The 26,331-nt window shown below is 72.1% G+C and carries 18 protein-coding genes and 1 other RNA gene; 8 read left to right on the plus strand and 11 right to left on the minus strand.

Annotated features, from left to right (window positions below):
- Nucleotides 1–250: 250 nt before the first annotated feature.
- Both ACFZBT_RS29275 and ACFZBT_RS29280 read right to left on the minus strand, forming a co-directional pair.
- The gene (locus ACFZBT_RS29275) at nucleotides 251–1,105 is read right to left on the minus strand and encodes a hypothetical protein (protein WP_391109573.1); all 855 of its coding nucleotides are present in this window, start codon (nucleotides 1,103–1,105) and stop codon (nucleotides 251–253) included.
- A 12-nt stretch (nucleotides 1,106–1,117) separates the two neighbouring features.
- Complete coding sequence (locus ACFZBT_RS29280) at nucleotides 1,118–1,363, minus strand: hypothetical protein (RefSeq protein ID WP_391109576.1); 246 nt, start codon at nucleotides 1,361–1,363, stop codon at nucleotides 1,118–1,120.
- Between the two features lie 211 nt (nucleotides 1,364–1,574).
- Here ACFZBT_RS29280 and ACFZBT_RS29285 point away from each other — a divergent pair, with 211 nt between their 5' ends.
- The gene (locus ACFZBT_RS29285; RefSeq protein WP_391109579.1) at nucleotides 1,575–2,795 is read left to right on the plus strand and encodes an MFS transporter; all 1,221 of its coding nucleotides are present in this window, start codon (nucleotides 1,575–1,577) and stop codon (nucleotides 2,793–2,795) included.
- 86 nt (nucleotides 2,796–2,881) lie between these two features.
- Entirely contained in the window at nucleotides 2,882–5,074 is a 2,193-nt protein-coding gene (yicI, locus tag ACFZBT_RS29290) for an alpha-xylosidase (RefSeq protein WP_391109583.1), read from the plus strand.
- 62 nt (nucleotides 5,075–5,136) lie between these two features.
- On the opposite strand, the gene ssrA is transcribed toward yicI, so the two are convergent.
- The 5 genes from ssrA to ftsE all read right to left on the minus strand — a co-directional run bounded on the left by ssrA (nucleotide 5,137) and on the right by ftsE (nucleotide 9,080).
- Nucleotides 5,137–5,540: a transfer-messenger RNA gene (gene ssrA, locus ACFZBT_RS29295) on the minus strand.
- Between the two features lie 129 nt (nucleotides 5,541–5,669).
- Nucleotides 5,670–6,149, minus strand: coding sequence for an SsrA-binding protein SmpB (gene smpB, locus ACFZBT_RS29300; protein ID WP_391109586.1), 480 nt, complete (start codon nucleotides 6,147–6,149; stop codon nucleotides 5,670–5,672).
- 46 nt (nucleotides 6,150–6,195) lie between these two features.
- On the minus strand, nucleotides 6,196–7,365 hold the full coding sequence (locus ACFZBT_RS29305) for a S41 family peptidase (RefSeq protein ID WP_391109589.1): 1,170 nt from the start codon (nucleotides 7,363–7,365) through the stop codon (nucleotides 6,196–6,198).
- Nucleotides 7,366–7,433: 68 nt separating this feature from the next.
- Nucleotides 7,434–8,351 carry a permease-like cell division protein FtsX gene (ftsX, locus tag ACFZBT_RS29310; RefSeq protein WP_391109592.1) on the minus strand — a complete coding sequence of 306 codons (918 nt, stop codon included), beginning with the start codon at nucleotides 8,349–8,351 and terminating at the stop codon, nucleotides 7,434–7,436.
- Nucleotides 8,352–8,390: 39 nt separating this feature from the next.
- Nucleotides 8,391–9,080, minus strand: coding sequence for a cell division ATP-binding protein FtsE (ftsE, locus tag ACFZBT_RS29315; protein WP_184593314.1), 690 nt, complete (start codon nucleotides 9,078–9,080; stop codon nucleotides 8,391–8,393).
- A 237-nt stretch (nucleotides 9,081–9,317) separates the two neighbouring features.
- On the opposite strand from ftsE, the gene ACFZBT_RS29320 reads away from it, so the two are divergent.
- The gene (locus tag ACFZBT_RS29320; RefSeq protein ID WP_031113103.1) at nucleotides 9,318–9,509 is read left to right on the plus strand and encodes a hypothetical protein; all 192 of its coding nucleotides are present in this window, start codon (nucleotides 9,318–9,320) and stop codon (nucleotides 9,507–9,509) included.
- A 109-nt stretch (nucleotides 9,510–9,618) separates the two neighbouring features.
- Here the strand turns inward: ACFZBT_RS29320 and ACFZBT_RS29325 are convergent, their stop codons facing one another.
- The 4 genes from ACFZBT_RS29325 to ACFZBT_RS29340 all read right to left on the minus strand — a co-directional run bounded on the left by ACFZBT_RS29325 (nucleotide 9,619) and on the right by ACFZBT_RS29340 (nucleotide 15,533).
- Complete coding sequence (locus ACFZBT_RS29325; RefSeq protein WP_391109596.1) at nucleotides 9,619–10,263, minus strand: hypothetical protein; 645 nt, start codon at nucleotides 10,261–10,263, stop codon at nucleotides 9,619–9,621.
- A 291-nt stretch (nucleotides 10,264–10,554) separates the two neighbouring features.
- Nucleotides 10,555–11,661 carry a peptide chain release factor 2 gene (prfB, locus tag ACFZBT_RS29330; RefSeq protein WP_189723994.1) on the minus strand — a complete coding sequence of 369 codons (1,107 nt, stop codon included), beginning with the start codon at nucleotides 11,659–11,661 and terminating at the stop codon, nucleotides 10,555–10,557.
- Between the two features lie 807 nt (nucleotides 11,662–12,468).
- Nucleotides 12,469–13,716, minus strand: a complete 1,248-nt coding sequence (locus ACFZBT_RS29335) for a protein kinase (RefSeq protein WP_391109600.1) — start codon at nucleotides 13,714–13,716, stop codon at nucleotides 12,469–12,471.
- A gap of 122 nt (nucleotides 13,717–13,838) precedes the next feature.
- The gene (locus tag ACFZBT_RS29340) at nucleotides 13,839–15,533 is read right to left on the minus strand and encodes a protein kinase (RefSeq protein ID WP_391109603.1); all 1,695 of its coding nucleotides are present in this window, start codon (nucleotides 15,531–15,533) and stop codon (nucleotides 13,839–13,841) included.
- A gap of 366 nt (nucleotides 15,534–15,899) precedes the next feature.
- Here ACFZBT_RS29340 and ACFZBT_RS29345 point away from each other — a divergent pair, with 366 nt between their 5' ends.
- The 5 genes from ACFZBT_RS29345 to ACFZBT_RS29365 all read left to right on the plus strand — a co-directional run bounded on the left by ACFZBT_RS29345 (nucleotide 15,900) and on the right by ACFZBT_RS29365 (nucleotide 26,322).
- Nucleotides 15,900–20,102: an FHA domain-containing protein gene (locus ACFZBT_RS29345; RefSeq protein ID WP_391109606.1), complete on the plus strand. Its 4,203-nt coding sequence runs from the start codon at nucleotides 15,900–15,902 to the stop codon at nucleotides 20,100–20,102.
- Nucleotides 20,103–20,300: 198 nt separating this feature from the next.
- Nucleotides 20,301–21,713: an extracellular solute-binding protein gene (locus ACFZBT_RS29350; RefSeq protein ID WP_391109609.1), complete on the plus strand. Its 1,413-nt coding sequence runs from the start codon at nucleotides 20,301–20,303 to the stop codon at nucleotides 21,711–21,713.
- A 4-nt stretch (nucleotides 21,714–21,717) separates the two neighbouring features.
- The gene (locus tag ACFZBT_RS29355) at nucleotides 21,718–23,064 is read left to right on the plus strand and encodes an ABC transporter permease subunit (protein WP_391109612.1); all 1,347 of its coding nucleotides are present in this window, start codon (nucleotides 21,718–21,720) and stop codon (nucleotides 23,062–23,064) included.
- Nucleotides 23,061–23,921, plus strand: coding sequence for an ABC transporter permease subunit (locus ACFZBT_RS29360; RefSeq protein WP_391109615.1), 861 nt, complete (start codon nucleotides 23,061–23,063; stop codon nucleotides 23,919–23,921). The genes ACFZBT_RS29355 and ACFZBT_RS29360 overlap by 4 nt, the downstream gene beginning before the upstream one ends.
- Nucleotides 23,922–24,063: 142 nt before the next feature.
- Nucleotides 24,064–26,322 (plus strand): CDP-glycerol glycerophosphotransferase family protein, encoded by a 2,259-nt coding sequence (locus ACFZBT_RS29365; RefSeq protein WP_391109618.1) that lies wholly within the window; start codon nucleotides 24,064–24,066, stop codon nucleotides 26,320–26,322.
- Nucleotides 26,323–26,331: the final 9 nt, after the last annotated feature.

A 26,331-nucleotide genomic window follows, 5' to 3' on the forward strand; every position in this document is an offset into this window, starting at 1 on the left:
CGCCGCTGCCCGAGCGTGCGGACACCCAGGCGGCGCCCTGCCCGACAGCACCGGACGCAGGCGGCACCGCTGCCCAACCGCACGGGACCCACGCGGCACCGCTACCCGACGGCATGGGACCCACGCGACACCGCCCGACAGCCCGAGCGCTCAAGCGACGCCGCTCCCCGAGCGTGCGGGGACCCGGGCGACGCCGTTCCCGAACAGCACGAGGACTCAGGCGCGACGCCGCCTCCCGGCAACGCGGGGCTCAGGAACCGGCGGCCCGCCCGGGAGCCCCACCCCGCCCGGGAGCCTCGCTCTGGCCCGTCGCCTCGCCGGCCTCGGCGCCGGGCACGTCCCGCGCCCCGGTCTGGCCCAGGCGGTGCCGTGGCACCGTGCGCAGGGGCGGGCGGGTCAGGGTGATCTGGCGGACCACCTGCTGGAAGCAGGCCAGGGCCGCGACACCCGGCAGGGCGGCCGCCGCGGTGCCGAGCACGGTCCTCGGCGCCTGGGCGACACAGAGCAGTACGGCGACGCAGGAGAAGACCAGGACCACGCACCAGGAGTGCACGGCACGGCGCTGGTGGAGCGCGGCCCGCAGCACGGACAGGGAGGCCACCAGCCAGGGGCCGTACACCAGCAGGGGCCACCAGCTGCCGAAGCTCTTCCCCTCGGGGGAGACGCCGACCAGGCGCAGGGGGTCGTAGGCGACCATGCCGCCCAGGAGGCTCACCGCGGAGGCGATGACGGCCGCCAGGGCGGCGACGAAGAGGCTGGTGGTGCGGAGCAGGCCGGGTCTCTTGCGGGTGCGGACCTTGCGGTGGCGCCGGTGGACGTCCCGCACGGGCGGCAGTTCCTCGGTGATGTCCTGGAGCCGCCTCATGTGGGCGCCCGAGGCGACCCGGACCGGTACGGGCTCCGGATCCACCGGCTCCGGGTCCGCCTCGATCACCTCGTCACGAGGAGCGGGGACCCTCGCCGCCTGCTGCCCCAGCGCCTCCTCGAGGATGAACGCCAGTTCCTCGGCCGGATCCCACGTCGGGTCCGGTGGTGTCAGGGGGGTGAAGAACTCCCGGGCCGGAGCCCGGTGCCGGCCATTGCCTTCGATTTTATTGTCATACATCGCGCGACCCGACTATTCCGCGAGCGCGAATGCGGGCCATTCCGTGGCACTGATCCACCGCCGCGCAAGATCCTTTTCCAGCACGCTCATGGCATCGATGAAATCGCGCAGAACCGGCTCGGTCACCTGCAGCGTGACCGGGCAACCACCGTTGGTGAGCGTGCCGTTGACGGTGGCCGACGAATGCGCCGGAGCGGGGATGTAGGTGTACGGGCCGAGCGTTACCGCCCAACCATTTTTCCTGGTCGCCTCGGTCATGTACCGACTAACCGTCGGCCCACTTCAGCGGAAACGCGGCAAACGAGTGAAGGATTTCCCCGTTGAGCATCTTTTCCATGCGCCAATAGAAGCATCAGTACTCTCCATATCTCTGTATGAAGAAACACGGGGCGGTCCTACAACCCAGGTGCGTGAGTCCGTGCGGAACAGGTGTTGGACCGCTTGATCACCGCCGGGCGACGGTGGGGGCATGCCGCATCTCACCCCGTACCGCCGCCTCTTCCGCCTGCCGGGCGCCCGCGCGTTCACCGCCGGGAACCTGATCGCCCGGCTGCCGATGGGCATGTTCAGCGTCAGCGCGGTCGTCATGATCGCCGGGACGCGGGGCTCGTACGCCCTGGCCGGCGCCGTCACGGCGACGGGGCTCGCGGCGACCGCGGTGGTCGCGCCGTGGACCGCGCGGCTCGTCGACCGGCACGGCCAGGCCAGGGTGGCCCTGCCCGCGACGGTGATCGCCGTCCTCGGCTCCCTCTCGCTGCTGCTGTGCGTGCGCCACGACGCCCCGGACTGGACCCTGTTCGCCTCCTACGCGGCCACCGCCACGACCCCCAACACCGGCGGCATGGCACGGGCCCGCTGGGCGCATCTGCTGGCCGGCGACCCGAAGGGCCTGCACACCGCCCACTCCTTCGAGCAGGCCGCTGACGAAGTGTGCTTCATGCTGGGCCCGGTCCTCGCGGCCTTCCTGTGCGGGACGTTCTTCCCGGAGGCGGGCACGCTCGTCGGCGCGGTGCTGCTGCTGACGGGGATGCTCCTCTTCACGACCCGGCGTGCGACGGAGCCGCCGGTCCGCGAGCGGATACCCGCGAAGGCGCCGCTGCGCACCCCCGGCATGCCCCCACTGCTCGCGGTCTGTCTGGCGATGGGCGGGATCTTCGGCTCGACGGAGGTCGTCACCCTCGCGTTCGCCGACAGGCAGGGGCACCAGTCGGCGGCCGGTGCCGTACTCGCACTCCAGGCGGCCGGTTCCTGCGCGGCGGGCCTGCTGTACGGCACCGCGAAGCCCACCGGGCCGGCGGCGGCACGGCTGCCGTGGTGCGTGGCCGCGATGGCCGCCTTGCTGACCCTGCCGCTGCTCGCGGCGAGTCTCACCGGCTCTCTCCTGTGCGTCGCGGGCGCGCTGCTGGTCGCCGGGATGGCCACGGCCCCGACGATGGTCACCACCATGACTCTGGTCCAGCAGCGCACCCCCGAGGGCCGGCTGAACGAGGGCATGACCCTCGCGGTGACCGGCCTGCTGGGCGGCATCGCCGGCGGCGGAGCGCTCGGCGGCTGGACGGTGGAGCATGCGCCGGCGACGGCCGGATACGGCATCCCGGTGACAGCGGCAGCCCTGGCCCTGGTGCTGTCCCTGGTGCTGTCCCCGGGCAGCGCGTCGAAACGCTTCACCGATTGCTGGACACCCCATTGACGCCCTCACCCACCCCGCATACGTTCAGCTGTCGAAGCGCTTCGACACCTCTTCGCCCCCTGCGCCGGGAAGTTAGGGACCCCCACATGAAGTTCACCGACGGCTACTGGCTCCTGCGCGAGGGCGTCACCGCGGCCTACCCGGCCGAGGCCCTCGACGTCACCGAGGCGGACGGCTCGCTGGAGTTCCACGCGCCGACCCGGCCCATCCGCTCCCGTGGCGACCTGATGACGGGCCCCGTCCTGACGCTGCGCGCCCACACCCCCATGCCTGACGTCATCGGCCTGACGCTGACCCACTTCACGGGCGGGCAGGCGCGCGGCCCGGAGTTCGAGCTCTCCGACTCCCGGCCGCCCGCGCGGATCTCCTACGACGACGAGCACACGACCCTGACCTCGGGCGAGCTGTCGGTCCGGGTGGCCCGCGGCGGTCCCTGGCACGTCGAGTTCGCCGCGCGCGGCCGGGCGCTCACCCGCAGCGGCCACCAGAGCATGGGCATCATGCGGGACGCGACCGGCGCCCACCACCTGCGCGAACAGCTGGTGCTCCAGGTCGGCACCGCCGTCTACGGCCTCGGTGAGCGCTTCGGCCCGCTGGTGAAGAACGGGCAGGTCGTCGACATCTGGCAGGCCGACGGCGGCACGTGCAGCGAACAGGCCTACAAGAACGTGCCCTTCTACCTCACGGACGCCGGCTACGGCGTCTTCGTCGACCACCCGGGCCAGGTGTCCTTCGAGGTCGCCTCGGAAGTCGTGTCCCGGGTGCAGTTCAGCGCGGAGACCCAGGAGCTGACGTACTACGTCATCTACGGCCCCACCCCGAAGGACATCCTGCGCAAGTACACGGCCCTGACCGGCCGCCCGGCCCTGCCGCCCGCCTGGTCGTTCGGCCTGTGGCTGTCGACGTCCTTCACCACCTCGTACGACGAGGAGACGGTGACGTCCTTCATCGAGGGCATGAAGGAGCGTGAGCTCCCGCTCTCCGTCTTCCACTTCGACTGCTTCTGGATGCGCGAGTATCACTGGTGCGACTTCCAGTGGGATCCGCGGGTCTTCCCGGACCCGGAGGGCATGCTGGCCCGGCTCAAGGCCCGTGACCTGCGGGTGAGTGTCTGGATCAACCCGTACATCGCCCAGCGCTCCCCGCTGTTCGCCGAGGGCAAGGAGCTCGGGCATCTGCTGAGACGCCCGGACGGCGGCGTCTGGCAGTGGGACATGTGGCAGCCCGGCATGGCCCTGGTCGACTTCACGATCCCGGCCGCCCGCGACTGGTACGCCGCCAAGCTGGAGGCGCTGCTCGCCCAGGGCGTCGACTGCTTCAAGACCGACTTCGGCGAACGCGTGCCGCTCGATGTGACCTGGTCGGACGGCTCCGACCCGGAGCGGATGCACAACTACTACACGTACCTCTACAACCGCACGGTCTTCGAGGTGCTGCGCAAGCACCGCGGCGAGGAGGAGGCCATCCTCTTCGCCCGTTCGGCGACGACGGGCAGCCAGCAGTTCCCGGTGCACTGGGGCGGCGACTGCGAGGCGACCTACGAGTCGATGGCCGAGTCCCTGCGCGGCGGGCTGTCCCTCGGCCTGTCGGGCTTCGGCTTCTGGAGCCATGACATCGGCGGCTTCGAGGGCACCCCGACACCGGCCCTGTTCAAGCGCTGGCTGGCCTTCGGCCTGCTCTCCTCGCACAGCCGGCTGCACGGCAGCTCGTCGTACCGCGTGCCCTGGCTGTTCGACGAGGAGTCGGTGGAGGTCGCGCGCCACTTCACCCGGCTGAAGCTGCGGCTCATGCCCTATCTGTACGAGGCGGCCCGGACCGCCCACACCGAGGGCGTGCCGGTGATGCGGGCGATGGTGCTGGAGTTCCCGGACGACCCGGGGTGCGCGCACCTGGAGCGGCAGTACATGCTCGGCCCGGACCTGCTGGTCGCGCCGGTGTTCAGCGACGAGGGCGACGTCACCTACTACGTCCCCGAGGGCACCTGGACCCACTTCCTCTCCGGCGAGACGGTGACCGGCCCGCGCTGGGTGCGCGAGCGGCACGGGTTCCTGAGCGTGCCGCTGCTGGTCCGGCCCGGGGCCGTGATCCCGGTGGGCGCGGTGGACGACCGCCCGGACTACGACCATGCCGCCGGGGTGACCCTGCGGGCGTACGGCCTGCGGGACGGCGACCGGGTGACGGTGCCGGTCGGGGACGTGACCTTCACGGTCGTATGCGAGGGGGACGCCCTGCGGGCGTCGTGCAGCGACCCGGCGATCCCCTGGAGTCTCCTGCCATGACAGTCGGGCCATGACAAAGGCCCCGCCGCTCGGAAGCGACGGGGCCTGTGCCCACATGGGATGAGTGGAGATGGCGGGAATCGAACCCGCGTCCAACGGTGCGGAAGGAGGGCTTCTCCGTGTGCAGTCGGCTGTGCTTTTCTCGGCCCCGGAGATCACGCCGACAAGTCTCCGACGGGCCCAGTCACTGTTTGGTTTCCCTCTTCACCCCGTGACCGGGATCAAGGTTTAGTTCCCTGAATGATGCCAGGATCCGGGTCGGGAACACCCCCGGGCTGACACTCCCTTAAGTAGGGGAGCCGCTGCTCGCTACCTGAAAATCAGGCAGCGAGGGCGAGCTCGCCCTGGGAGACAGATCGCTTGGAATTGGCGATTATTTTTTTCGGCCTGTGGTTTACGAGATCATGGCCGCTTCCTCGACACGCTTCCCCTGCTTCGACAGCCGCTGTCGAAACCGATCATCCCCATGTTGATTTTTCAATCCGTGCGCCCTGCGTGGGGTGCAGGAGCCATCGTACGTGACCAACGCGGGTCGGTGCCAGCGTATTCCCCCGGTCGCCGGAGACCCCCGGGCCCCCGGGCGCCGTGCGGGGACCTAGGCCCCCTGCCTCCTGCGCACCGCGGAGACCGCCCGCTCCGTCTCGCGCCGGTCCTGCTTCTCGCGGAGCGTCTGACGCTTGTCGTACTCCTTCTTGCCCTTGGCCAGCGCGATCTCGACCTTGGCGCGGCCGTCCTTGAAGTACAGCGCGAGGGGCACGATGGTGTGCCCCGTCTCCTGGGACTTGGACTGCAGCTTGTCGATCTCGAGGCGGTGCAGCAGCAGCTTCCGCTTGCGCCGGGCGCTGTGGTTGGTCCAGGTGCCCTGGCTGTACTCCGGCACGTGCACGTTGTGCAGCCACGCCTCGTCGCCGTCGATCTGCACGAAGCCGTCGGCCAGCGACGCTCGTCCCTGACGCAGCGACTTCACCTCGGTGCCGGTGAGGACCAGACCGGCCTCGTAGGTGTCGATGACGAGGTAGTCGTGCCGCGCCTTCTTGTTCTGCGCGATCATCTTGCGCCCTTTTTCCTTAGCCATAGTGCCGTCCATTTTCGCACTACGGAGGGGGCCGCGGGAAAGTCGATTACGACGGGCCGGCGAGGCCGCGCAGCAGGGTCTCGGCCCGCTGGAGGGCTCCGTCGTCGGTCTCCAGGTCGGGCGTGATGCCCCGGCCGTCGACCCCCCGGCCGGAGGGGGTGCGGTAGTGCCCGACGGTCAGCTCCGCGACGGAGCCGTCGGGCAGCCTGCTCGGCATCTGGACCGAGCCCTTGCCGAAGGTGCGGGAGCCCACGACGAGGGCCCGTCCGCGGTCCTGGACGGCACCGGTGAGAAGCTCGGCCGCGCTCATCGTCCCGCCGTCGACGAGCGCGACCAGGGGTCTCGTCGTGTCGCCGCCGGGGTCGGCGTGCAGGGCGCGCTGTTCGCCGTCGACGTCGTAGGTGGCGACCAGGCCGCCGTCGAGGAAGGCGGAGGCGGCGGTGACGGCCTCGGCGACCAGGCCGCCGGAGTTGGCGCGCAGGTCGAGGACGATGCCGGCGCCGCGCGGCGCCCGCCGTACGGCTTCGCGGACCCGGTCGCCGGAGCCCTTGGTGAAGGTGTCGACCCGGATGACGGTGACCGAACCGGCGACTTCCCGGACGCTGACCGGGTCCGTGGACAGCCGGGCCCGGCGCAGCGTCTCGCTCCACGCGCGCGTGCCGCGCTCCAGGCCGAGACGGACGGTGGTGCCCGCGGTGGCGTCGTCGGCGTCCCCGCGCAGTAAGGAGACGACCTCTGTGACGGGCCGCCCGTCGGCCTTCTCGCCGTCGACGCTGCGCAGCAGGTCCCCGGGGCGGATCCCGGCGGTGGCGGCGGGCGAGCCGGAGCGCACCTTCGTCACCTCGATACGGCCGTCCCGTTCACTGCGGGCCCACAGGCCGACGCCGGTGTACTGGCCGTCGAGGGACTCCTCGAACTCCTCGTACTCGCCCTGGGAGTAGACGGCGCCCCAGCGGTCCCCGCTGCGGCTGACCGCGCGCTTCGCGGCCTCCATCGGGGACTTGCCGTGGGCCATGGCCTCCTCTGCGGCCCTGGCGACATCGGCGTGGCGCCCGGCCTGCTCGGCCGAACGGGCCTCGTCCGGAGCGGATTTCCGGTCGGCCTGCGGGAGGGACCCGGTGGCCGCGCCGGCGACGAGCACGCTCGTGAAGAGCAAGGTCAGGGCGGCCCCGCGGCGGATACGGCGGGGCTGACAGAACGGGTCACGACCTGACATGCCGGTGAGTCTAGGACAAGGGGAAGGGCCGTACGGTCTGTTGTCCGTACGGCCCCTGTTGGCATGTGTCACACCTTCAAGTACTTGCGCAGCGCGAAGAACGCGGCCAACGCCGGCATCAGCAGACTCGTGGCGAGGATGAGCGGCAGCTTGGTCAGGACCGCGTCCCAGCCGATGAAGTTGATCAGATTCAGCTTCTCGGACAGCGCCAGACCGTGGTCGATGATGAAGTACCGCGCGACCACGAGGAACCCGCAGGCGACCGTCCCGCCGATGAGTCCGGCGACCGCGGCCTCCATGATGAACGGCGCCTGGATGTAGAAGCCCGAGGCGCCGACCAGGCGCATGATGCCGGTCTCGCGCCGCCGGCTGAACGCCGAGACGCGCACGGTGTTGACGATCAGCATCAGCGCGACGACGAGCATCAGCGCCATCACCGCCCGCGCCGCCCAGTTCATGCCGTTGAGCAGCCCGAACAGGTTGTCCAGGATGCCCTTCTGGTCCTGAACGGACTGCACGCCGTCCCGCCCGTCGAAGGCGGTCGCGATGACCTGGTACTTCTGCGGGTCCTTCAGCTTGATGCGGTACGACTCCTGCATCTGGTCCGGCGTGAGGGAGCTGGCCAGCGGGGAGTCGCCGAACTGCTCCTTGTAGTGCTTGTACGCCGCGTCCTGGGACTCGTACGTGACCTTCTCGACCACGCCCATCTTGCCGAGGTCGGTCTGGATCTGCTTCTTCTGGTCGTCGGTCACCGCGCCCTTGGCGCAGTTGGGGTCGGACTCGGCGTCGCTCTTGTTGCAGAGGAAGACCGAGACGTTGACCTTGTCGTACCAGTAGCCCTTCATGGTGTTGACCTGGTCGCTCATCAGGAGCGACCCGCCGAACAGGGCGAGCGACAGGGCGACGGAGACGATGACGGCGAAGGTCATCGTCAGGTTGCGGCGGAGACCGACGCCGATCTCCGACAGGACGAACTGGGCGCGCATGGCGACTGGTTATGCCTTTCCGTGATCTAGGGTGCGGTCTCAGTGCTGGTAGCCGTAGACACCGCGGGCCTGGTCGCGGACGAGGCGGCCCTTCTCCAGTTCGATGACGCGCTTGCGCATCTGGTCGACGATGTTCTGGTCGTGCGTGGCCATCACCACGGTGGTGCCCGTGCGGTTGATGCGGTCGAGCAGCTTCATGATGCCGACGGAGGTCTGCGGGTCGAGGTTGCCGGTGGGCTCGTCGGCGATGAGGAGCTTCGGCCGGTTGACGAAGGCCCGCGCGATGGCGACGCGCTGCTGCTCACCACCGGAGAGCTCGCCGGGCATCCGGTCGTCCTTGCCGCCGAGCCCGACGAGGTCGAGCACCTGCGGGACGGACTTGCGGATCTCCCCGCGCGACTTGCCGATGACCTCCTGCGCGAAGGCGACGTTCTCGCCGACCGTCTTGTTCGGCAGCAGGCGGAAGTCCTGGAAGACCGTCCCCAGCTGGCGCCGCATCTGCGGCACCTTCCAGTTGGAGAGGCGTGCGAGGTCCTTGCCCAGGACGTGCACCTGCCCGTGACTGCACCGCTCCTCGCGGAGGATCAGCCGCAGGAAGGTGGACTTTCCGGAGCCGGAGGACCCCACGAGGAAGACGAACTCGCCCTTCTCGACCTCCAGGGAGACATCCCTGAGGGCGGGGCGGGTCTGCTTGGGGTAGACCTTGGAGACGTTGTCGAATCGGATCACGGATGCACCACGGGTCGCCGGGGGTAGATGAGCGTGACCATACGCGAACCGGGGAGGGCAGCGCAGTCACCGACTGTGGTTGCGCCACGGATGTTCCGTTTTGTGCCGGCCCCCGGGGGACGCACACCTTCGGCAGCGGCCGCGCACCCCGCCGGGGAACCTGGCAAAGTGGAGAGGGGAACATTCTCCTCCCCGCACACGTTGGACACGTGGAACCGTCGCAAGGAGGGCAAGCGCATGACGTACGACCGGCTGGTGTGCGCGAACTGCGCGGCCCCCGTCAGCGAGGGCCGCTGCCCCGTCTGCCGCGCGAACCGCGAGCGGCTGCAGCAGGAGAACTTCCTCGCGAATCTGAACCCGATGGCGCTGATCGCCCTGCTGACGGTCCTGATCGCCGCGGTGGCCCTGCTGGCCCACCAGACCGCGTAACAGCGCGCACCGCAGACCGCACCACAGACACGGCCGAGGGCCCGGAGCGAAATCGCTCCGGGCCCTCGGCTTCGCACTGTGCCTACGGTCCGTTCGGATGTGGCTACCGTCAGGCGGCAGCCCCGCCGCGGCCGCCCACGAGGCGCGGCAGGAGGCGGAAGCCGACACCGCCGGCGATCATCGTGGCGGCGCCGATCACCAGGAAGGTGGTCTGCGCGGCACCCGTCTCGGCGAGCTCCGCGCCGTTGCCCTGGGCCTGAGCCTGGGCCTGGCCCTGCGGGGCCGCCGGGGTGGAGTCCGAGCCGGTGTCCGTGAGGGAGGAGGAGCCCTCCTCCTGCGGGGAGGTGCCGCCGTCGGGGTCGGTGTTGTTGCCGCCGGTGCTGCCACCGTTGCCGTTGCCGTTGCCGTTGCCGCCGCCGGTGCCGTTCCCGTTACCCGGGTCGGTGGGCGCGTCGGTCGGGTCCTCGGTCGGCTCGGTGGGCTCGTCCGTGGGCTCGGTCGGCTCGTCCGTGGGCTCCTCGGTCGACGGCGGCGGGTCGGTCGGGAGACCCGTCGGCACGTCGGTGGGGATGCCGGTCGGCTCACCCGTCGGCGTCGGGATCGGGCTGGGCGACTCCTTGGCGCACAGGATGCCGAGCAGGCAGTTGTCGGCCTCCGCGGCGGATGCGGCACCGGCGGCGGTCAGCGAGGCACCGGCCGCGATCACGGCGCCGGCCGCTATCCGTGCGACACGGATCCGCGTCTTCTTCGTCATATGGTTGCTACCCCCAGTAGCTCATCGTCATTAGGCATCGCTCGGGGCTGTGCTCGACGGGGAAGGCTGCGGTGAAGAGGCCCCCCGGTTCACATGCGCCCCAGAGACACGCATGCCGCGCTTTACCCTTCCCATTTTTCAAGAACACGTCAAGGGCGTTTGCGGGCGCCATGTCCAACTCTGAGGGCTATGCGGAGAGTCGAACTCTGTGAGTGTGATGTAAAACCCAGACATCCGGGCACAGAAAAGGCAACCGCCGCGCTCATGGCGGCAGTTGCCTTGTCGACAAACTTACTTCTCTTGCTGCTTGCGCCAGCGAATTCCGGCCTCGAGGAATCCGTCGATCTCGCCGTTGAAAACGGCCTCGGGGTTACCGACCTCGCACTCGGTGCGCAGGTCCTTGACCATCTGGTACGGGTGCAGCACGTAGGAACGCATCTGGTTGCCCCAGGAGTTGCCACCGTCGCCCTTGAGGGCGTCCATCTTGGCCTGTTCCTCCTGGCGGCGCCGCTCCAGCAGCTTGGCCTGGAGCACGTTCATGGCCGTCGCCTTGTTCTGGATCTGCGACCGCTCGTTCTGGCAGGAGACGACGATGCCGGTGGGGATGTGGGTGAGGCGCACCGCGGAGTCGGTGGTGTTGACGCCCTGGCCGCCGGGGCCGGACGAACGGTACACATCGACCCGCAGTTCGGACTCGTCGATCTCGATGTGGTCGGTCTGCTCGACCACGGGCAGGACCTCGACGCCGGCGAAGGAGGTCTGGCGGCGGCCCTGGTTGTCGAACGGCGAGATGCGCACGAGGCGGTGCGTGCCCTGCTCGACGGAGAGCGTGCCGTACGCGTAGGGCGCCTGGACGGCGAAGGTGGTCGACTTGATGCCGGCCTCCTCCGCGTACGACGTCTCGTAGATCTCGGTCTTGTAGCCGCGCTGCTCGGCCCACCGCAGGTACATGCGCTGGAGCTTCTCGGCGAAGTCGGCGGCGTCGACGCCACCCGCCTCGGCGCGGATGTTCACCAGGGCCTCACGGGAGTCGTACTCGCCGGAGAGGAGGGTGCGGACCTCCATCTCGTCCAGCGCCTTCTTCACCGCCGTGAGCTCGGACTCGGCCTCGGCGCGGGTGTCCGGGTCGTCCTCCTCCTCGGCCATCTCGAAGAGGACGCCCAGGTCGTCGAGGCGACCGCGCAGGGCCTCGGCCTTGCGCACCTCCGCCTGGAGGTGGGACAGCTTGCTGGTGATCTTCTGCGCCTCATCGGGGTTGTCCCACAGGGACGGCGCGGCCGCCTGCTCCTCGAGCACGGCGATGTCTGCCCTCATCTTGTCGAGGTCCAGAACGGCCTCGATCGACTCCATGGTCGAGGAGAGGGACTTGAGCTCTTCGGATACATCGACGACTGCCACGCCTCCAGCGTAACGGCTCCGCCCGGCGGCCCACGCCGGGCGGGCGGCACGGGCCGCCGGAGGCACTGGGCACTGCGGCGTCGCCGGGGGCGGGGCTGGGGCGCGGGTGCCCTGTTGTCGGAGTCCTGGCGGGACGAGGCCCGGAGTCCCGGCGGGACGAGGCCTCGGACGCCCGGTGTGCCGGCGGGACGGCTTCCTGTACGCGGCGGAACAGCTCCCGGTGTCCGGACGGGAGGGGACCCGGAGTCCGGCAACACCGGGGCCTCGGACACCCGGAGTCCCAGCGGCAGGGGACCCGCTGCCCGGCGGCAAGGGACACTGTGTCCCAGTAGCACCACGGCCTCGGACCCGGAGTCCCGGGCGACGAGGCTCGGTGCCCGGCGGCACGGGAACCGGTGCCCAGGTAGCACCACGGCCTCGGACCCGGAGTCCCGGGCGTACGAGGCTCGGTGCCCGGCGGCACGGGAACCGGTGCCCAGGTAGCACCACGGCCTCGGACCCGGAGTCCCGGGCGTACGAGGCTCGGTGCCCGGCGGCACGGGAACCGGTGCCCAGGTAGCACCACGGCCTCGGACCCGGAGTCCCGGCGGCACGGAGCCCCGTGCCCCGGCAGCACCGCGGCCTCGGACACCCGGCGTCGGCAGACCGACCCCCGCTCAGATCGTCACCGCACCTGCCCCAGCATGTCGGCCAATGCCGGGGGCAATCGGCTCGCGGCGGTTCTCCGGAACGGACCGGGCAGACCGCTGAGCCGTGTTCTCCGTGTCCGGAGGCGTCGCACCAGGGTTCCAGCGACGGCCCGGTCCGTCAGGGCGACTGTGGGGCCGAGTTCCTCGTGTCCTGGGGAGGGGTGCTCGTGTCGTCGTCCGAGGTGGAGAGCCAGGCGCCCACGCCGATCGCGGCCGCCAGGGCGATCGCGGCGGCTCCGAGCGCCAGGCGGCGGCGTCGGGCGGCGGCACGGTTGCGGGCGGAGCCGGGGCGTGGGGTGCCGGTGGTGCGGGGGGCGCGGGCCGTGCCGTGGGCGCCGCCCGCCAGCTCGTCGGGGGCCGGGACGCGCATCGAGGTGTGGGTGTCGCGGTTGGAGTCAGCCGGTTTCGCGCCCGGGACGAGGGGGACCGCGCCGCGCCGCCGGATCCGTTCCCCGGAAGGGGCCGGGCCGGCCGGCTGCTCCTCCCGGTCGGTCTCCTCCGCGGACTCCGGATCGGGCTCGTCCACCTCCAGCGGCGGCATGCCCGCCAGCATCGGCAGCAGCTCCCGCAGCCGCGCCCCGAGCTCCGAGGCCCGCAGCCGCGAGGCCGGCGCCTTCGCCAGGCACTGCACGAGCAGCTGCCACAGCTCGTCGGGGATGCCGGGCAGCGGGACGACCGTCTCCGTGACGTGCCTGCGCAGCACCGCGCCCGGATGGCCGCCGCCGAACGGGGTGAAGCCCGCGAGCAGCTCGTAGAGGACCGTGGCGAGCGCGTAGATGTCGACGGAGGCGCGTGGCGGAAGGCCCTCGACGATCTCCGGGGCGAGGTAGTCCGGCGTGCCGATGATCTTCGTGGCCTTGGTCCGGCGCGGGGTGTCGATGAGTTTGGCCACGCCGAAGTCGGTCAGCAGCGCACGGTGGGAGCCTCCGGGGCCGAGCGGGCCCTGCATGTCCAGGAGCACGTTCTCCGGCTTCACGTCCCGGTGCACGACGCCCGCCGCGTGCGCGGCCGCCAGCCCGTCGGCGATGTCGGCCGCGATCGCCACGGCCGCCTCGGGCGGCAGCCGGCGTTCCCGCTCCAGCCGGGTCCTGAGGTCCGTACCGCGGACGAGGTCCATGACCAGCGCCAGGTCGTTGCCGTCCACCACCAGATCGCGCACCGACACGACGTGCGGGTGCTCCAGGCCGAGCAGCGCCGTCCGCTCCTGCACGAAGCGTCCGACGAGTTCCTGGTCGGACGCGAGGTCCTCGCGGAGCAGCTTGACGGCGACCGGGCCCTCGGGACCCTCGCCCAGCCACACCGTGCCGGCGCTGCCCCGCCCCAGGATCTGGTGGGCGGTGTACCGGCTGCCGATCTTCCGTGCCAAGGCTGCTCCTACCGACGCGTGTTGTCGCTAAAACTACGCGCAGGAAGAGCCAACCTTCACCGCCCGGGCGGAAATCACCCGCCAGGTGTCGACAAATCACCAACCTCGCAGGCCGGTTCGGGTCAGTTCGTGCCCGAAGAGCCGCCGAGCTTCTCGATCCAGCCGGTCACCGTGCCGAACCAGTCGGTGAGCTGGTCCCAGTAGCCCTTGCCGGTGCCGATCCACTCCTGGAGCGGGCTCAGTTCCCAGATCAGCCAGCCGGCGACGAACAGGATGACGATCGTGAAGAGGCAGCCCTTCAGGCAGCCCAGCCCGGGGATCCGCATCGGGTTGGCGCTGCGCTGCCTCGGCTGCCGGGGCTCGCGCTGCGGCTGCTGGGGCTGCTGCGGCTGAGGAGGCGGCGGGGGCGGGGCGTAGCGCTGCGGCTGCTGGGGCTGGTGCTGCGGGGCGTACTGCTGGGGCTGCTGCTGCGGATGGCCGTAGCCGGGTCCGGGCTGGGGCTGCCGACCGCGCTGCGGAGGCTGCTGCGGGGCCTGCTGCGGCCGGGAGACCTGACGCTGGGGGCGGCGGCGCAGCGGGTCCTGCCCCGGGTCGAGGTAGTTCTGGACCTGCGTCTGCTCGTTGCGGTCGCGGGCGGCCCGCAGCTGGTTCTGCCAGGGGTGCGGGTCCTCGGGCCCGCCGCCCTGGCCCTGCTGGCCGGGCGATCCCGGCGGGACCGGCGGCATGACGGCGGTCGGGTCGGCCGCGCCCCGGTGGGGCATGACCGAGGTGGGGTCGGAGGCGCCGGCCGGGCCGCCGGTGTGCGGCATGACGCTGGTCGCCGCGTTCGGGTCGTACGAACCCGCGCCCTGCGGGAGGACCTGGGTGGGGTCGGCCTGGCCGGACATGTCCGGGACGGGCGCGGGCGCCGGGTCGGGGGCCAGGAGCATGCCGACGCCCTCGGCGGCGGCGATCTGCGCGGAGTTCGCGTGCACGCCGATGCCCTCGGCGACGACGCGCAGGCCGCGGGCGAGGTTCTCGGCGCTGGGCCGCTCGTCCGGGTTCTTGCGCAGACAGCGCTCGATGATCGTCCAGAGCGGGTCCGGGACCGTGGAGGGGCGGCGCGGCTCGGCGCTCAGGTGCTGGTGCAGCACCTCGAGGGCGGAGCCGCCGGCGAACGGCGGACGGCCGGTGACCAGCTCGTACAGCAGGATGCCGGCGCCGTAGATGTCGACGGCGGAGGTCTGCGGACGGCCTTCCGCGCCCTCGGGCGCGACGTACGCCGGGGTGCCGACGAACTCCTGGGTGCGAGTCAGGCCCGGGGAGTCGGCGAGGCGCGCGATGCCGAAGTCCGTCAGCAGCGGGTGCATCTGCCCGTCGTACTGCTGGAGCAGGACGTTCGCCGGCTTGAGGTCGCGGTGGACGACGCCGTCCGCGTGGCTGGCGGCGAGCGCGTCGGCGATCTGGGCGGTGAGCAGGGCCGCGGCGACGGGGCTGAAGGGGCCGTTGTTCCGCAGATAGTGGTGCAGGTCTGGGCCCTCGACGAGGTCCATGACCAGGGCCAGCAGATCGCCCTCGACGACCAGGTCACGGACCCGGACGATGTTCGGGTGGGTCAGCCGGAGCAGGACGGAGCGCTCCCGGAGGAACCGCATCACGACGTCCGCGTCGTTGGCCAGCTCCTCCTTGAGGACCTTGATGGCGACGGTCTCGCCGGGCTGCCCCGGCACGGCCGCCTCGGCGCCCGCGGTCTCGCGCTGGCGGGCTCGCCAGACGGTGCCCGTGGCGCCGCGTCCGAGCGGCTCCTCGAGCAGGTACTTGCTGCCTACCGGCCGCACGTCATGCGCTCCCTGCTGCTTGCCTTGCCTGCTGGCCTGTGTGTCCGACCCACTGTAGTGCCGCGATGCCGGGGGCCGGGGTGTCGGCTTTCTGTGGGTCTTACGTAGCCGTTCTCACATCCGTTCGAAGCAAAGACGCTCACCTCGGTCTTGTGGTTGCTGATAACGAACGTGACTGATCTCAAGAGGTCGCCTGTGGGTCATCTCTCAGGCACTTTTGCGGGCAGAGCCGACCAATCAAGATCACCTTTTCCCGAGCGAGGGGCGCGGTGTCAGTGGCAGGTGCGAGGATGCCTGCAGTATTGGCCGACGTGCTGGGGCGGGGCGGGGGACTCCGCGCCCGGGCAGAAGGGACCGCTGACGGCGATGCAGATCCGGCTGACCGTCGTAGACCCGCTGGGCCCGTCGGCGCCGGCGCAGGGCCGCGCCCCACGCAGCGACGTGCTGGTCACCGCGCCGGCCGGTACGGCGCTCGCGGCGGTGTCCTCGGCGCTCGCCCAGGTGGTCTCCGGCGGCGACGGCTCGGGCACGGTGGTGCTGTACGCCGGGGAGCAGCGGCTCGACGCCCAGCGCTGCACGCTCGGCGAACCTCCGCTGACCGACGGTGCCGTGCTGTCCGTGGGCGCGCCGGGCGAGCCGGAGCCGCACCCCGAGCTGGACGACGCCCCGGCCCAGCTCCAGGTGGTCGCGGGTCCCGACGCCGGCGGTGTCCATCTGCTGCACGGCGGCGAGATCCGCATCGGCCGTTCCGCCGACGCGGACGTGCCCCTGGACGACCCGGACGTCTCCCGGCTGCACTGCGCGGTGACCGTGGGCGCCGACGGCCGCGTCTCGGTCGCCGACCTGGACTCCACGAACGGCACGACGCTCGACGGCAGGCCGGTGAGCGGCCGGGCCGTCCGGTTCGCGCCCGGGGCGCTGCTGCGGATAGGCGAGTCGGCCCTGCGGCTGGCTCCCGCCGGAGGACCGGGCGCCCGGGTCGGCACGACACCGGACGGGGAGGGGCACGTGCGCGTGCCGGGCCCCGCCGACGGTGGTCCGACGACCCACCCGCAGTCGACGAACCCGGCACCGGCCGGGCCGTCCGGGCCCACGCGGCATGCCTACGGCTCGGCGGCCTGGGGCACGCCGGGCGCGACCGGGCAGGGCTCCGTCGACTCGGCCGTGGTGCCGGGGCAGGGCGGGGCCCCCCGGGTGGAGAGCAGGGGTGCGCAGGGGCCGGGGCCGGTTGGCCGTGGGGCGTATCCGGGGCCCGGACAGGGCAGGTCCGGAGCCGTGCCGGGTGCGCGGGGGCGGCGTGTCTCAGGGGCCCGGGGAGATGCCGCCGCCGTCCCTGAGGACTCCACTCGTGCGGCGTCCGGGGAAGAGACGCGTGCGGCCTCGCCGGACGGGGTGGCCCGGGCCCCCCGTCAGCGCGGTGCCGCCGAGGGCTCGTCCTCCGTGGCCTCCCCGGACGGCCCGGCGCAGGCTTCCCGGCAGCGCGATGCCGCCCAGGGCTCGTCCTCCGTGGCCTCCCCGGACGGCCCGGCGCAGGCTTCCCGGCAGCGCGATGCCGCCCAGGCGGGGCTCGGCGACGGGGACACCCATGCGGGGCGCTTTGGGGTAGAGGCGCTGGGCGGGGCGTACGCCGGTGGCGGCGCCGACGGCACCGGTGAGGCCTACGGCAGCGGGCACGGCGGGTCTCGTGGCGGAGCCGTCGACGGGTCGGCTTCCGCGGACGCCGGGCGGGGACGGGACGGTCGCCCCGTTGGCGGCCCGCGCCGGGGCGCCCCGGTCGGATCCGCAGACGCCGGGCGGGACGCACACTCCGGTGGCGGCCCCGGGCAGGACACCCCGGCCGGCTCCCCCGACGCGCGACGAAACGCCCGCCCCGATCGCAGCCCAGGCCAGGACACCCCGGCCGGCTTCCCGAACGCCGGGCGGGACGCTCGCCCAGGTGGCAGCCCCGGGCAGGACACCCCGGCCGGCTTCCCCGGCGCGCGACGAAACGCCCGCCCCGATCACGGCCACGGCCACGGCCCCGGCCCCGGCCACAGCAACCCGGCCGAGTTCTCAGACGCCGGACGGAACGCTCGCCCCGGCCAGGACACCCCAGCCGGTGCCCCGGTCGAGCCCTCCGCGCACGGCCGCAAAGGCACTCCCCTCCGGGGCACCGACATACCGCAGACGCCCCGCAGGCGGGGTGGGATCGGGGCGTGGGCGCGGCGGCTGGCCGGAGGGCGGGGCGATCGGGAGCCGGACGCGCCGGAGGCATACGAGGACGAGCCGGGCAACGGAGCGGCGGAGCACGCCGCCGCCGTCGGGCCGGCGGTGCCGGAGACCTGGCCGGATCCGGCCACCCTGCTGCTGACGGCACTGGGTCCGGGACCCCGGCTGTGGGAGCGCGGCCCGGGCCATCCGGAGGCGCTCGCGGTGCGCCTCGGCACAGCCGACCGGGCGGTGCCGGACGGCTCGGGCCTGCTGCCCGCAGTGCCGGTGACCGCCGGACTGCGCGAGGTGGGCGCCCTGGGTCTGGCCGGGCCGCGGGCGCGGCTCGGCGGGCTGGCCCGTGCCCTGCTGGCCCAGCTCACCGCGTTGCACTCCCCCGACATGCTGGAGATCGTCCTGATCGCCGCGGACCGCTCCCGCCCTCTGGAGGAGCGCACCGCCGAGTGGTCCTGGCTGGGCTGGCTGCCGCATGTCAGGCCCGGGCACGGCCAGGACTGCCGGCTGCTCCTCGCCCACGACCGCGAACAGGCCGCGGCCCGCACCGACGAGCTCCTGCGGCGCCTGGAGGACCAGCTGGCGGAAGCCGGGCCGGGCAGCGGCACCCCGCAGGCCGGCGGCCATCCGGCCGACACCCCGGTCACCCACGCCCGCGGCGGCGACACCCCGTTCACCAGCACTCCCCAGGCCCCCACCGGCCTGCCGCTCCCAGGCCACCGGCCCCCGGAAGACGCCCCCGGTACCGACGCTTCCGCCCCCTTCCCCGGCCCGTTCACCGTGCTCGTCGTGGACGGCGACCCCGGCGGGGCCGATCTGCGCGAGGCCGTGGCACGGCTGGCGGCTCAGGGCCCGCGGGCCGGTGTCCACGTGGTGTGTCTGGCCGAGACGGCCGCCGCCTCCCCGGCCTCGCCGGTGACGGAGACGTACGAGGCGGCCTGCGCGGTGTCGCCGACGTTCCGGGAGTGCGGTGCGGTCGCGCTGCTCAGCGGGGACGTGGCGACGGCGCTGCGGCTGATGCGCGTGGCCCGGGCCGGAGCGGGCTCCGCACCGGCCGGTCACGGCACGGTCGCCACCGTCGACGCGGTCTCCCCCGCCTGGGCGGAGCGCTTCGCGCGGGCGCTGGCGCCCCTGCGGACGGACGCGGCGACGAGTGAGCGGCAGCCGCGCGTCTCCGCCCCGCTGCCCCAGGCGGCCCGGCTGCTGGACGAGCTGGGCCTGGCCCGGGCCACCCCGGCGTCGCTGATGGCGCGCTGGGCGGACGCGGCCGACGACACGGACGCGCTGGGCGGCCGGGTGCGGGCGGTGCTGGGCGCCGGGCCGCGCGGCCCGGTCGTCGCCGACCTCGCGGTCCAGGGCCCGCATCTGCTGATCGAGGGCCCGCCGGGCAGCGGCCGCACGGAGCTGCTGCGGGCGGTCGTCGCGTCCCTGGCCGCCGCCGAGCGGCCGGACCGGCTGGGCATCGTGCTGGTCGACGGCCGGGGCGGTCCCGGCCCCGGCTCGGGCGCGGGCTCGGGCGGCGGGCACGGCGAGGGCCTGCGGGTGTGTACGGACGTACCGCATGTCACCACGCATCTCTCGGCTCACGACCCGGTCCGGATGCGGGAGTTCGCGCAGTCGCTGAGCGCCGAGCTGAAACGGCGCGCCGAGTTGCTGGGCCGGTCCGACTTCGCCGAGTGGCACAGCGGTCGTGAGCTGTCGGGCCGTGTGGTCGCCCAGCGCACGGGCACGGCCCGGGGCGGCGTCCAGGGCGAGTCGGCCGCCGGGGCCGGTGCCGGGGACCTCGACTCCCCTTCCAGTTCGACCATGCGGCTGCGGCCCGGAGCGGCCCGGCGGCGGACGGAGGCGGCGCCGCCGCTGCCCCGGCTCGTCGTGGTCGTCGACGATCTGGACGCCCTGGTCTCCCCCGCGCTCGGCTCGACCGGGCGGCCCGCGGCCGGTTCGGTGATGCGCGCGCTGGAGGCCGTGGCCCGGGAGGGCGAGCGGCTCGGCGTCCACCTGGTGACGGCCTCCGGCCCCTGCCCCCGAACGGCGGAGACGGAACCGGCCCGCCGGGCCACCCTGCGCGTAGCGCTGGACGCCCCGGCCCCGGGTCCGGACGAGCCCGCGCCCGGCCGGGGCAGCCTGACGTGCGCGGACGGGCGCGTCACACCGCTCCAGGGCGGGCGGGTCACCGGTCGTATCCCCCGGACGGCGACCCTGCGCCCCACGGTCGTACCGCTGGAATGGCACCGCATGGGTGACCCTCCGGCCCGGCGCCCGGTGCGGGAACTCGGAAACGGCCCGACCGACCTGGCACTGTTGGCCAGCGCGCTGGAAAGGGCGGCGAGGGAGGTCTCGGCGGCACAGGTGCCGTCACTTCTGTAGGACTCGCCGGCACGCGTACGTGGCACTGGCCGGAAGCCGACCCCTCCCGATGATCAGGGGTTCAGACCCTGGTCACGAGGGGGTCACGATCCCCCGCTTGACAGCCGACGCCATCTTGCCGCCCCGCACACCCGGGCGTAGACCAGATCGCACGGGAGCGCGCTCGACGTTCGACGAGAAACGAAGAACGGGGCAGTCATGCGCATGACGAGCAGCACCATCCGGACACGTCGGTCGCCGCAGCGGGACAAGGCGACCCCTCAGAGCCGCAGAGCCATCAGGGCGGCGGCCGCCGTCGCCGCGGGAGCGCTCGCGCTCTCGCTCACCGCCTGCGGAAGCAGCGACAACGACAGCGGTGGAAGCACGGGCGACACCCAGCCGACCACCGACAACGTCACCCTTCCGAAGCTGGACGGGACGAGCCTGGAGGTGGCCGCCGTGTGGAGCGGCACCGAACAGGCCAACTTCAAGAAGGTCCTGGAAGAGTTCGAGAAGCGCACGGGCGCCACGGTCACGTTCGTGCCAGCGCAGGACCCGATCATCAACTTCATCGGCTCGAAGGTGGCCGGCGGGCAGCCGCCGGACATCGCGATGCTGCCGCAGCCCGGCGCCATCAAGCAGGCCGTCGACAAGGGCTGGGCCAAGCCTCTCGGCTCCGACGCCCTCAAGGAGCTCGGCGAGAACTACTCGCAGGGCTGGCAGGACATCGGCAAGGTGGGCGGCAAGGAGTACGGCGTCTACTACAAGGCCGCCAACAAGTCCCTGATCTGGTACAACAACCAGGTCTTCGAGAACGCCGGGGCGAGTGAGCCCGAGACCTGGCCGGATCTGCTCAACACCGCGCAGACGGTCTTCGACTCCGGCGTCACCCCGTTCTCCATCGGCGCCGCCGAGGGCTGGACGCTGACCGACTGGTTCGAGAACGTCTACCTGTCCCAGGCGGGACCGGAGAAGTACGACCAGCTGGCCAAGCACGAGATCAAGTGGACGGACCCGTCCGTGAAGGACGCGCTGACCACCCTCGCGCAGGTCTGGGGCAAGCCCGACTGGATCGCGGGCGGGGCGAACGGGGCGTTGCAGACCGACTTCCCGGCCTCCGTCACGCAGGTCTTCACCGGCGGGGACCAGCCCAAGGCGGCCATGGTCTCCGCGGGTGACTTCGCGCAGGTCAACATCCCGTCGAGCATGAAGATCGGGACGGACGCGAAGGTGTTCCCGTTCCCCGCGGTCGGTGACAACGGCCCGGTGGTCTCGGGTGGTGACGCGGCCGTGATCCTGGAGGACTCGAAGGGCGCCCAGGCCCTGGCCACCTGGCTCGCCTCCCCCGACGCGGCGCAGATCCAGGCCAAGCTGGGCGGCTACCTCTCGCCGAACAAGAACGTGCCGAACTCCGCGTACCCGAACGCGGTGCAGCAGAAGATCGCCAAGGCGCTCATCGACGCCGGTGACGACTTCCGCTTCGACATGTCCGACCAGGCCCCGCAGGCCTTCGGCGGCACGCCCGGCAAGGGCGAGTGGAAGATCCTCCAGGACTTCCTGAAGAACCCGAAGGACATCGCGGGTACGCAGGCGAAGCTGGAGGCCGAAGCGGCAGCGGCCTACGGGAACTGATGCCATGACGTCTGCCACGGCGGCAGGGGGCAGCGAGCCCCCTGCCGCTCCCAAGACGCGCAAGAGTGTGACCGGCACCCGCAGGACCGTCGCGGCGCTCTTCCTGCTGCCCGCGCTCGTCCTGCTCGGCGCGCTCGTGGTGTACCCGATCGGGTACTCGGTCGTACGCAGCTTCTACGACCAGTCCGGTGACGGCTTCGCCGGAATGGACAACTACAAGTCCCTCTTCACCGACGAGGGCATCCGCACCGCGCTGAAGAACAACATCATCTGGGTGGTGTTCGCGCCCACGGTCGCGACGGCGCTCGGTCTGATCTTCGCGGTGCTGACCGAACGGGTGCGTTGGGGTACGGCGTTCAAGCTGGTCGTCTTCATGCCGATGGCGATCTCGATGCTGGCGGCCGGCATCATCTTCCGCCTGGTCTACGACCAGGACCCGGACAAGGGCGTGGCGAACGCGGTGTGGGTGGGCGTGCACGACACGTTCTCCCAGGCGTCGGCGTTCCCGAAGGCCCACCCGGGCCGGGACTCGCCGCTGGAACCGGCCGGCGGCGGCGCGTTCATCACCAGGTCGCCCGTCCGCGCGGGCGAGGCCGTCTCGCTGCCCCTGGTGGGTGTGGCGCCCGATCTGATGCCCGACGACGCGAAGGCCGCGGTGGCGCCGAAGCCCGAGCCGGACAAGATCACGGGGACGACCTGGCAGGACTTCACGCGGGGCAAGGGCGTGGGCACGCTGGGCGGGGTCGACGCGGCCGAGCTGGGCTACGCCGGTATGAAGGTCGAGGCCGTGAAGGACGGCAGGGTGGTGGCGTCGGCGACGGCGGCCGACGACGGCACCTTCACGCTGCCGGCCTCGGCCGACGGGTCCCAACTGCGGCTTCCCGCAAGCAACTTCAAGGAGCCGTACAACGGCCTGGACTGGCTCGGCCCGTCCCTGGTCACCCCGTCCATCATCGGCTCGTACATCTGGATGTGGGCGGGCTTCGCGATGGTGCTGATCGCGGCCGGCCTCGCCAGCGTGCCGCGGGAGCTGCTGGAGGCCGCCCGGGTCGACGGCGCGTCCGAGTGGCAGGTGTTCAGACGGGTCACGGTGCCGCTGCTGGCGCCGGTCCTCGCGGTCGTCATGGTCACCCTGATGATCAACGTGCTGAAGGTCTTCGACCTGGTCTTCATCATCGCCCCCGGCTCCTCCCAGGACGACGCGAACGTCCTGGCCCTGGAGCTGTACCGCAAGGGCTTCTCGGAGGACCAGCCGGGCATCGCCAGCGCCATCTCGGTGTTCCTGCTGCTGCTGGTGATCCCGGTGATGTGGTTCAACGTGCGTCGGCTGCGGCGGGAGGTGCGGCGATGAAGGCCAAGCAGTCGCTGGGGGCGCGGCTCGCCGAGGGGGTGAGCGGTGGGCTGCTGCGGGTGTTCCTCATCGTGGTCGGCCTGTTCTGGCTGGTGCCGACGATCGGTCTGCTGCTGTCCAGTCTCCGCTCGCCGGAGGACATCGCGGCGAGCGGCTGGTGGAAGGTGTTCACGGAGCCGTCGCAGATCACCTTCGACAGCTACTCCAAGCTGCTGGAGAACGAGGACATCACCAGCTCCCTGCTGAACACGGTGTGGATCACCGTCCCGGCGACCCTGCTGGTCGTGATCATCGGCTCGCTGGCGGGCTATGCCTTCGCCTGGATGGAGTTCCCGGGCCGGGACTGGTGGTTCCTCGGGGTGGTCGGCCTGTTGGTCGTACCGGTGCAGGTCGCGCTGATCCCGATCGCCGAACTCTTCGGCAACATCGGCATCTTCGGCACGGTGCTCGGCGTGGTGCTCTTCCACGTCGGCTTCGGCCTGCCGTTCGCGGTGTTCCTGCTGCGGAACTTCTTCGCCGAGATCCCGAGAGAGCTGCTGGAGGCCGCGCGCCTGGACGGAGCGGGTGAACTGCGCCTGTTCTTCCGCGTCGTGATGCCGCTCGGCGGCCCGGCGATCGCCGCCCTGGGCATCTTCCAGTTCCTGTGGGTGTGGAACGACCTGCTGGTCGCGCTGATCTTCTCGGACTCCGGGAGCCAGCCGATCACGGTCGCGCTGCAGACGCAGGTACGGCAGTTCGGCAACAACATCGACGTGCTGGCACCCGGCGCGTTCATCTCGATGGTGATCCCGCTGGCCGTCTTCTTCGCGTTCCAGCGGCAGTTCGTGTCCGGCGTGATGGCCGGAGCGGTCAAGTAACCCTAGTAGCAATGGAGTTGAAGGGGCGGGCCGGTGGCGGGCCGCCCCTTCGGCATTCCCCCGGATGACGTAGCCGCCGTAACCAAGTGGCCTCTCCGGCCGTTCCCGGGCCGAACGCCCGCGCCGACCGATGGATGGCCTCTTGCCCAGGTTCAGTGTCATTGTCCCCGCGTACCAGGTTCAGGCGTACCTGCACGAGTGCCTGGAGTCGGTGCTCTCCCAGTCCTGTCCCGATCTGGAACTGATCGTCGTCGACGACTGCTCACCGGACGCGTGCGGCGCGATCATCGACGAGTTCGCCACCCGCGACGCGCGTGTACAGCCCGTCCATCTGCCGGAGAACGTCGGCCTGGGCCCCGCCCGCAACGCGGGCGCGGCGCGCGCGAGCGGCGACTACCTGCTGTTCCTCGACAGCGACGACACCCTCACGCCCGACGCGCTGCGCTCCATCGCCGACCGGCTGAAGGAGACCGGCGAGCCGGACGTCCTGGTCTTCGACTACGCGCGCACCTACTGGACAGGCGAGGCGGTCCGCAACCAGGCGGCCCTGCAGCTGACCGAGCAGGGTCCGGCCCCGTTCCGCCTGGAGGACCGGCCGGGCCTGCTGAAACTGCTGATGGTCGCCTGGAACAAGGCCTACCGGCGGGAGTTCGTCGAGGAGAAGGGGTTCGCCTTCCCGCCCGGCTACTACGAGGACACGCCGTGGACGTACCCGGTGCTGATGACGGCCGAGTCGATCGCGACCCTCGACCGCGTCTGCGTGCACTACCGGCAGCGGCGGATGGGCAGCATCCTGCGCACCACCAGCGAGCGCCACTTCGACGTCTTCGACCAGTACGACCGGATGTTCGCGTATCTCGACGAGCGCCCCGAACTGGACCGGTGGCGGCCGGCGCTGTTCCGCCGCATGGTCCACCACCTGGCGATCGTGTACTCCCGGCCGGACCGGCTGCCGCGCGGCTCACGGGCGGACTTCCTGCGCCGGGCCCGCGCCCACTACCGCCGCTACCGCACCCCCGGCCCGCCCGCACCGCTGCGCACCCGGGTGCACCACACCCTGATCCGCTTCGGCCTGCACCGCACCTACCGCACGCTGCACCTGGCGGCGGCCCTGCACCGCGCCGCCGCCAGGACCACCGGCACGCTGCTCCACGGCCTGCGGACCGCCGCGCTCAGGGTCCACTACGGCGTCCAGCGCCGCCTGCCCGTGCGCGACCGTGCCGTCTTCGCCGCCTATGACGGCCGCGGCCACGGCTGCAACCCGGGCGCGCTGGAGTCCACGATCCGCGACCTCGCGCCGCACATCCGCACGGCGTGGATCGCCCGCCCCGAGCACCACCACGCCAGCCCGCCCGGCCCGCGCTGCATCGTCCCCGGCACGGCCGCCTACTGGACGGCGCTCGCCCGCTCCCGGTACCTGGTCAGCAACACCGACTTCGACGACCGCCTGGTCAAGCGCCGGGGCCAGGTCCTGATCCAGACCGGGCAGGGCACCCCGCTGGGGCACATCGGCCTCGACCTCCAGGAACGCCCGGCGGCCGCCCGCGGCAGGGACTTCGCCCGGCTGCTCAAGGGCGTCGACCAGTGGGACTACGTGCTGTCCGCCAACCGCCACACCACCCTGACCCAGGAGCGCGTCCACCCCGGCCGCTACACCACGCTGGAGTACGGCTACCCCCGCAACGACGTGTTCCGGACGGCGACCCCGGCGGACGTGGCCCGGCTGCGCGCCTCGCTGGGCATCCCGGAGGGCACGGTGGCGATCCTCTACGCGCCGACCCACCGCGACTACCGCCGCTCCCAGCACCGCACCCTCGACCTCCAGCGGATCGTGCGGCGCCTCGGCCCGCGCTTCGTCGTCCTGGCCCGCGCCCACCACGCCTACGGCGCCCCGCTGACCACCACCCGCGGCCGGGTCGTCGACGTCAGCGGCCATCCGAGCGTGGAGTCGCTCTGCCTGGCCTCGGACGCCCTGGTCACGGACTACTCGTCGCTGATGTTCGACTACGCCAACCTGGACCGGCCGATCGTGATCCACGCCGACGACTGGGAGGCGTACGAGGCGGCCCGCGGCACCTACTTCGACCTGCGCGCCTCCCCGCCGGGCGCCCTCGCGCGCGGCGAGGACGAGCTGATCGACATCTTCGCCACCGGCCACTGGCGGGGCTCCCGCTCGACCCAGCTGCGCGCGGCGTTCCGCGAGCGGTTCTGCGCCTACGACGACGGACGGGCCGCCGAGCGGGTCGTCCGCCGTGTCGTTCTCGGGGAGTCGGAGCTGCCGCCGGTCGTCCCGCTCGGCGAGCGGCGCCCGGTGCCGTCGGCGGCGGCCTCGCTGGCGCGCGAGCCGCTCGCCACGGTGCCGCGCCCGGCCGGTCCCCCGAACGTCACCGACCACCTCTGACCACGGTTC

The sequence above is a fragment of the Streptomyces sp. NPDC008137 genome, assembly GCF_042957035.1.
Taxonomy (GTDB): domain Bacteria; phylum Actinomycetota; class Actinomycetes; order Streptomycetales; family Streptomycetaceae; genus Streptomyces.

Excerpts from the sequence above, each read along its gene's own strand:
- ACFZBT_RS29360 (WP_391109615.1), top strand. The coding sequence starts at position 23,061 with ATGAAGGCCAAGCAGTCGCTGGGGGCGCGGCTCGCCGAGGGGGTGAGC.
- ACFZBT_RS29345 (WP_391109606.1), top strand. The coding sequence starts at position 15,900 with ATGCAGATCCGGCTGACCGTCGTAGACCCGCTGGGCCCGTCGGCGCCG.
- yicI (WP_391109583.1), top strand. The coding sequence starts at position 2,882 with ATGAAGTTCACCGACGGCTACTGGCTCCTGCGCGAGGGCGTCACCGCG.
- ACFZBT_RS29325 (WP_391109596.1), bottom strand. The coding sequence starts at position 10,263 with ATGACGAAGAAGACGCGGATCCGTGTCGCACGGATAGCGGCCGGCGCC.
- smpB (WP_391109586.1), bottom strand. The coding sequence starts at position 6,149 with ATGGCTAAGGAAAAAGGGCGCAAGATGATCGCGCAGAACAAGAAGGCG.
- ACFZBT_RS29355 (WP_391109612.1), top strand. The coding sequence starts at position 21,718 with ATGACGTCTGCCACGGCGGCAGGGGGCAGCGAGCCCCCTGCCGCTCCC.
- ACFZBT_RS29305 (WP_391109589.1), bottom strand. The coding sequence starts at position 7,365 with ATGTCAGGTCGTGACCCGTTCTGTCAGCCCCGCCGTATCCGCCGCGGG.
- ftsX (WP_391109592.1), bottom strand. The coding sequence starts at position 8,351 with ATGCGCGCCCAGTTCGTCCTGTCGGAGATCGGCGTCGGTCTCCGCCGC.
- ACFZBT_RS29275 (WP_391109573.1), bottom strand. The coding sequence starts at position 1,105 with ATGTATGACAATAAAATCGAAGGCAATGGCCGGCACCGGGCTCCGGCC.
- ACFZBT_RS29350 (WP_391109609.1), top strand. The coding sequence starts at position 20,301 with ATGCGCATGACGAGCAGCACCATCCGGACACGTCGGTCGCCGCAGCGG.
- ACFZBT_RS29320 (WP_031113103.1), top strand. The coding sequence starts at position 9,318 with ATGACGTACGACCGGCTGGTGTGCGCGAACTGCGCGGCCCCCGTCAGC.
- ACFZBT_RS29285 (WP_391109579.1), top strand. The coding sequence starts at position 1,575 with ATGCCGCATCTCACCCCGTACCGCCGCCTCTTCCGCCTGCCGGGCGCC.
- ACFZBT_RS29280 (WP_391109576.1), bottom strand. The coding sequence starts at position 1,363 with ATGACCGAGGCGACCAGGAAAAATGGTTGGGCGGTAACGCTCGGCCCG.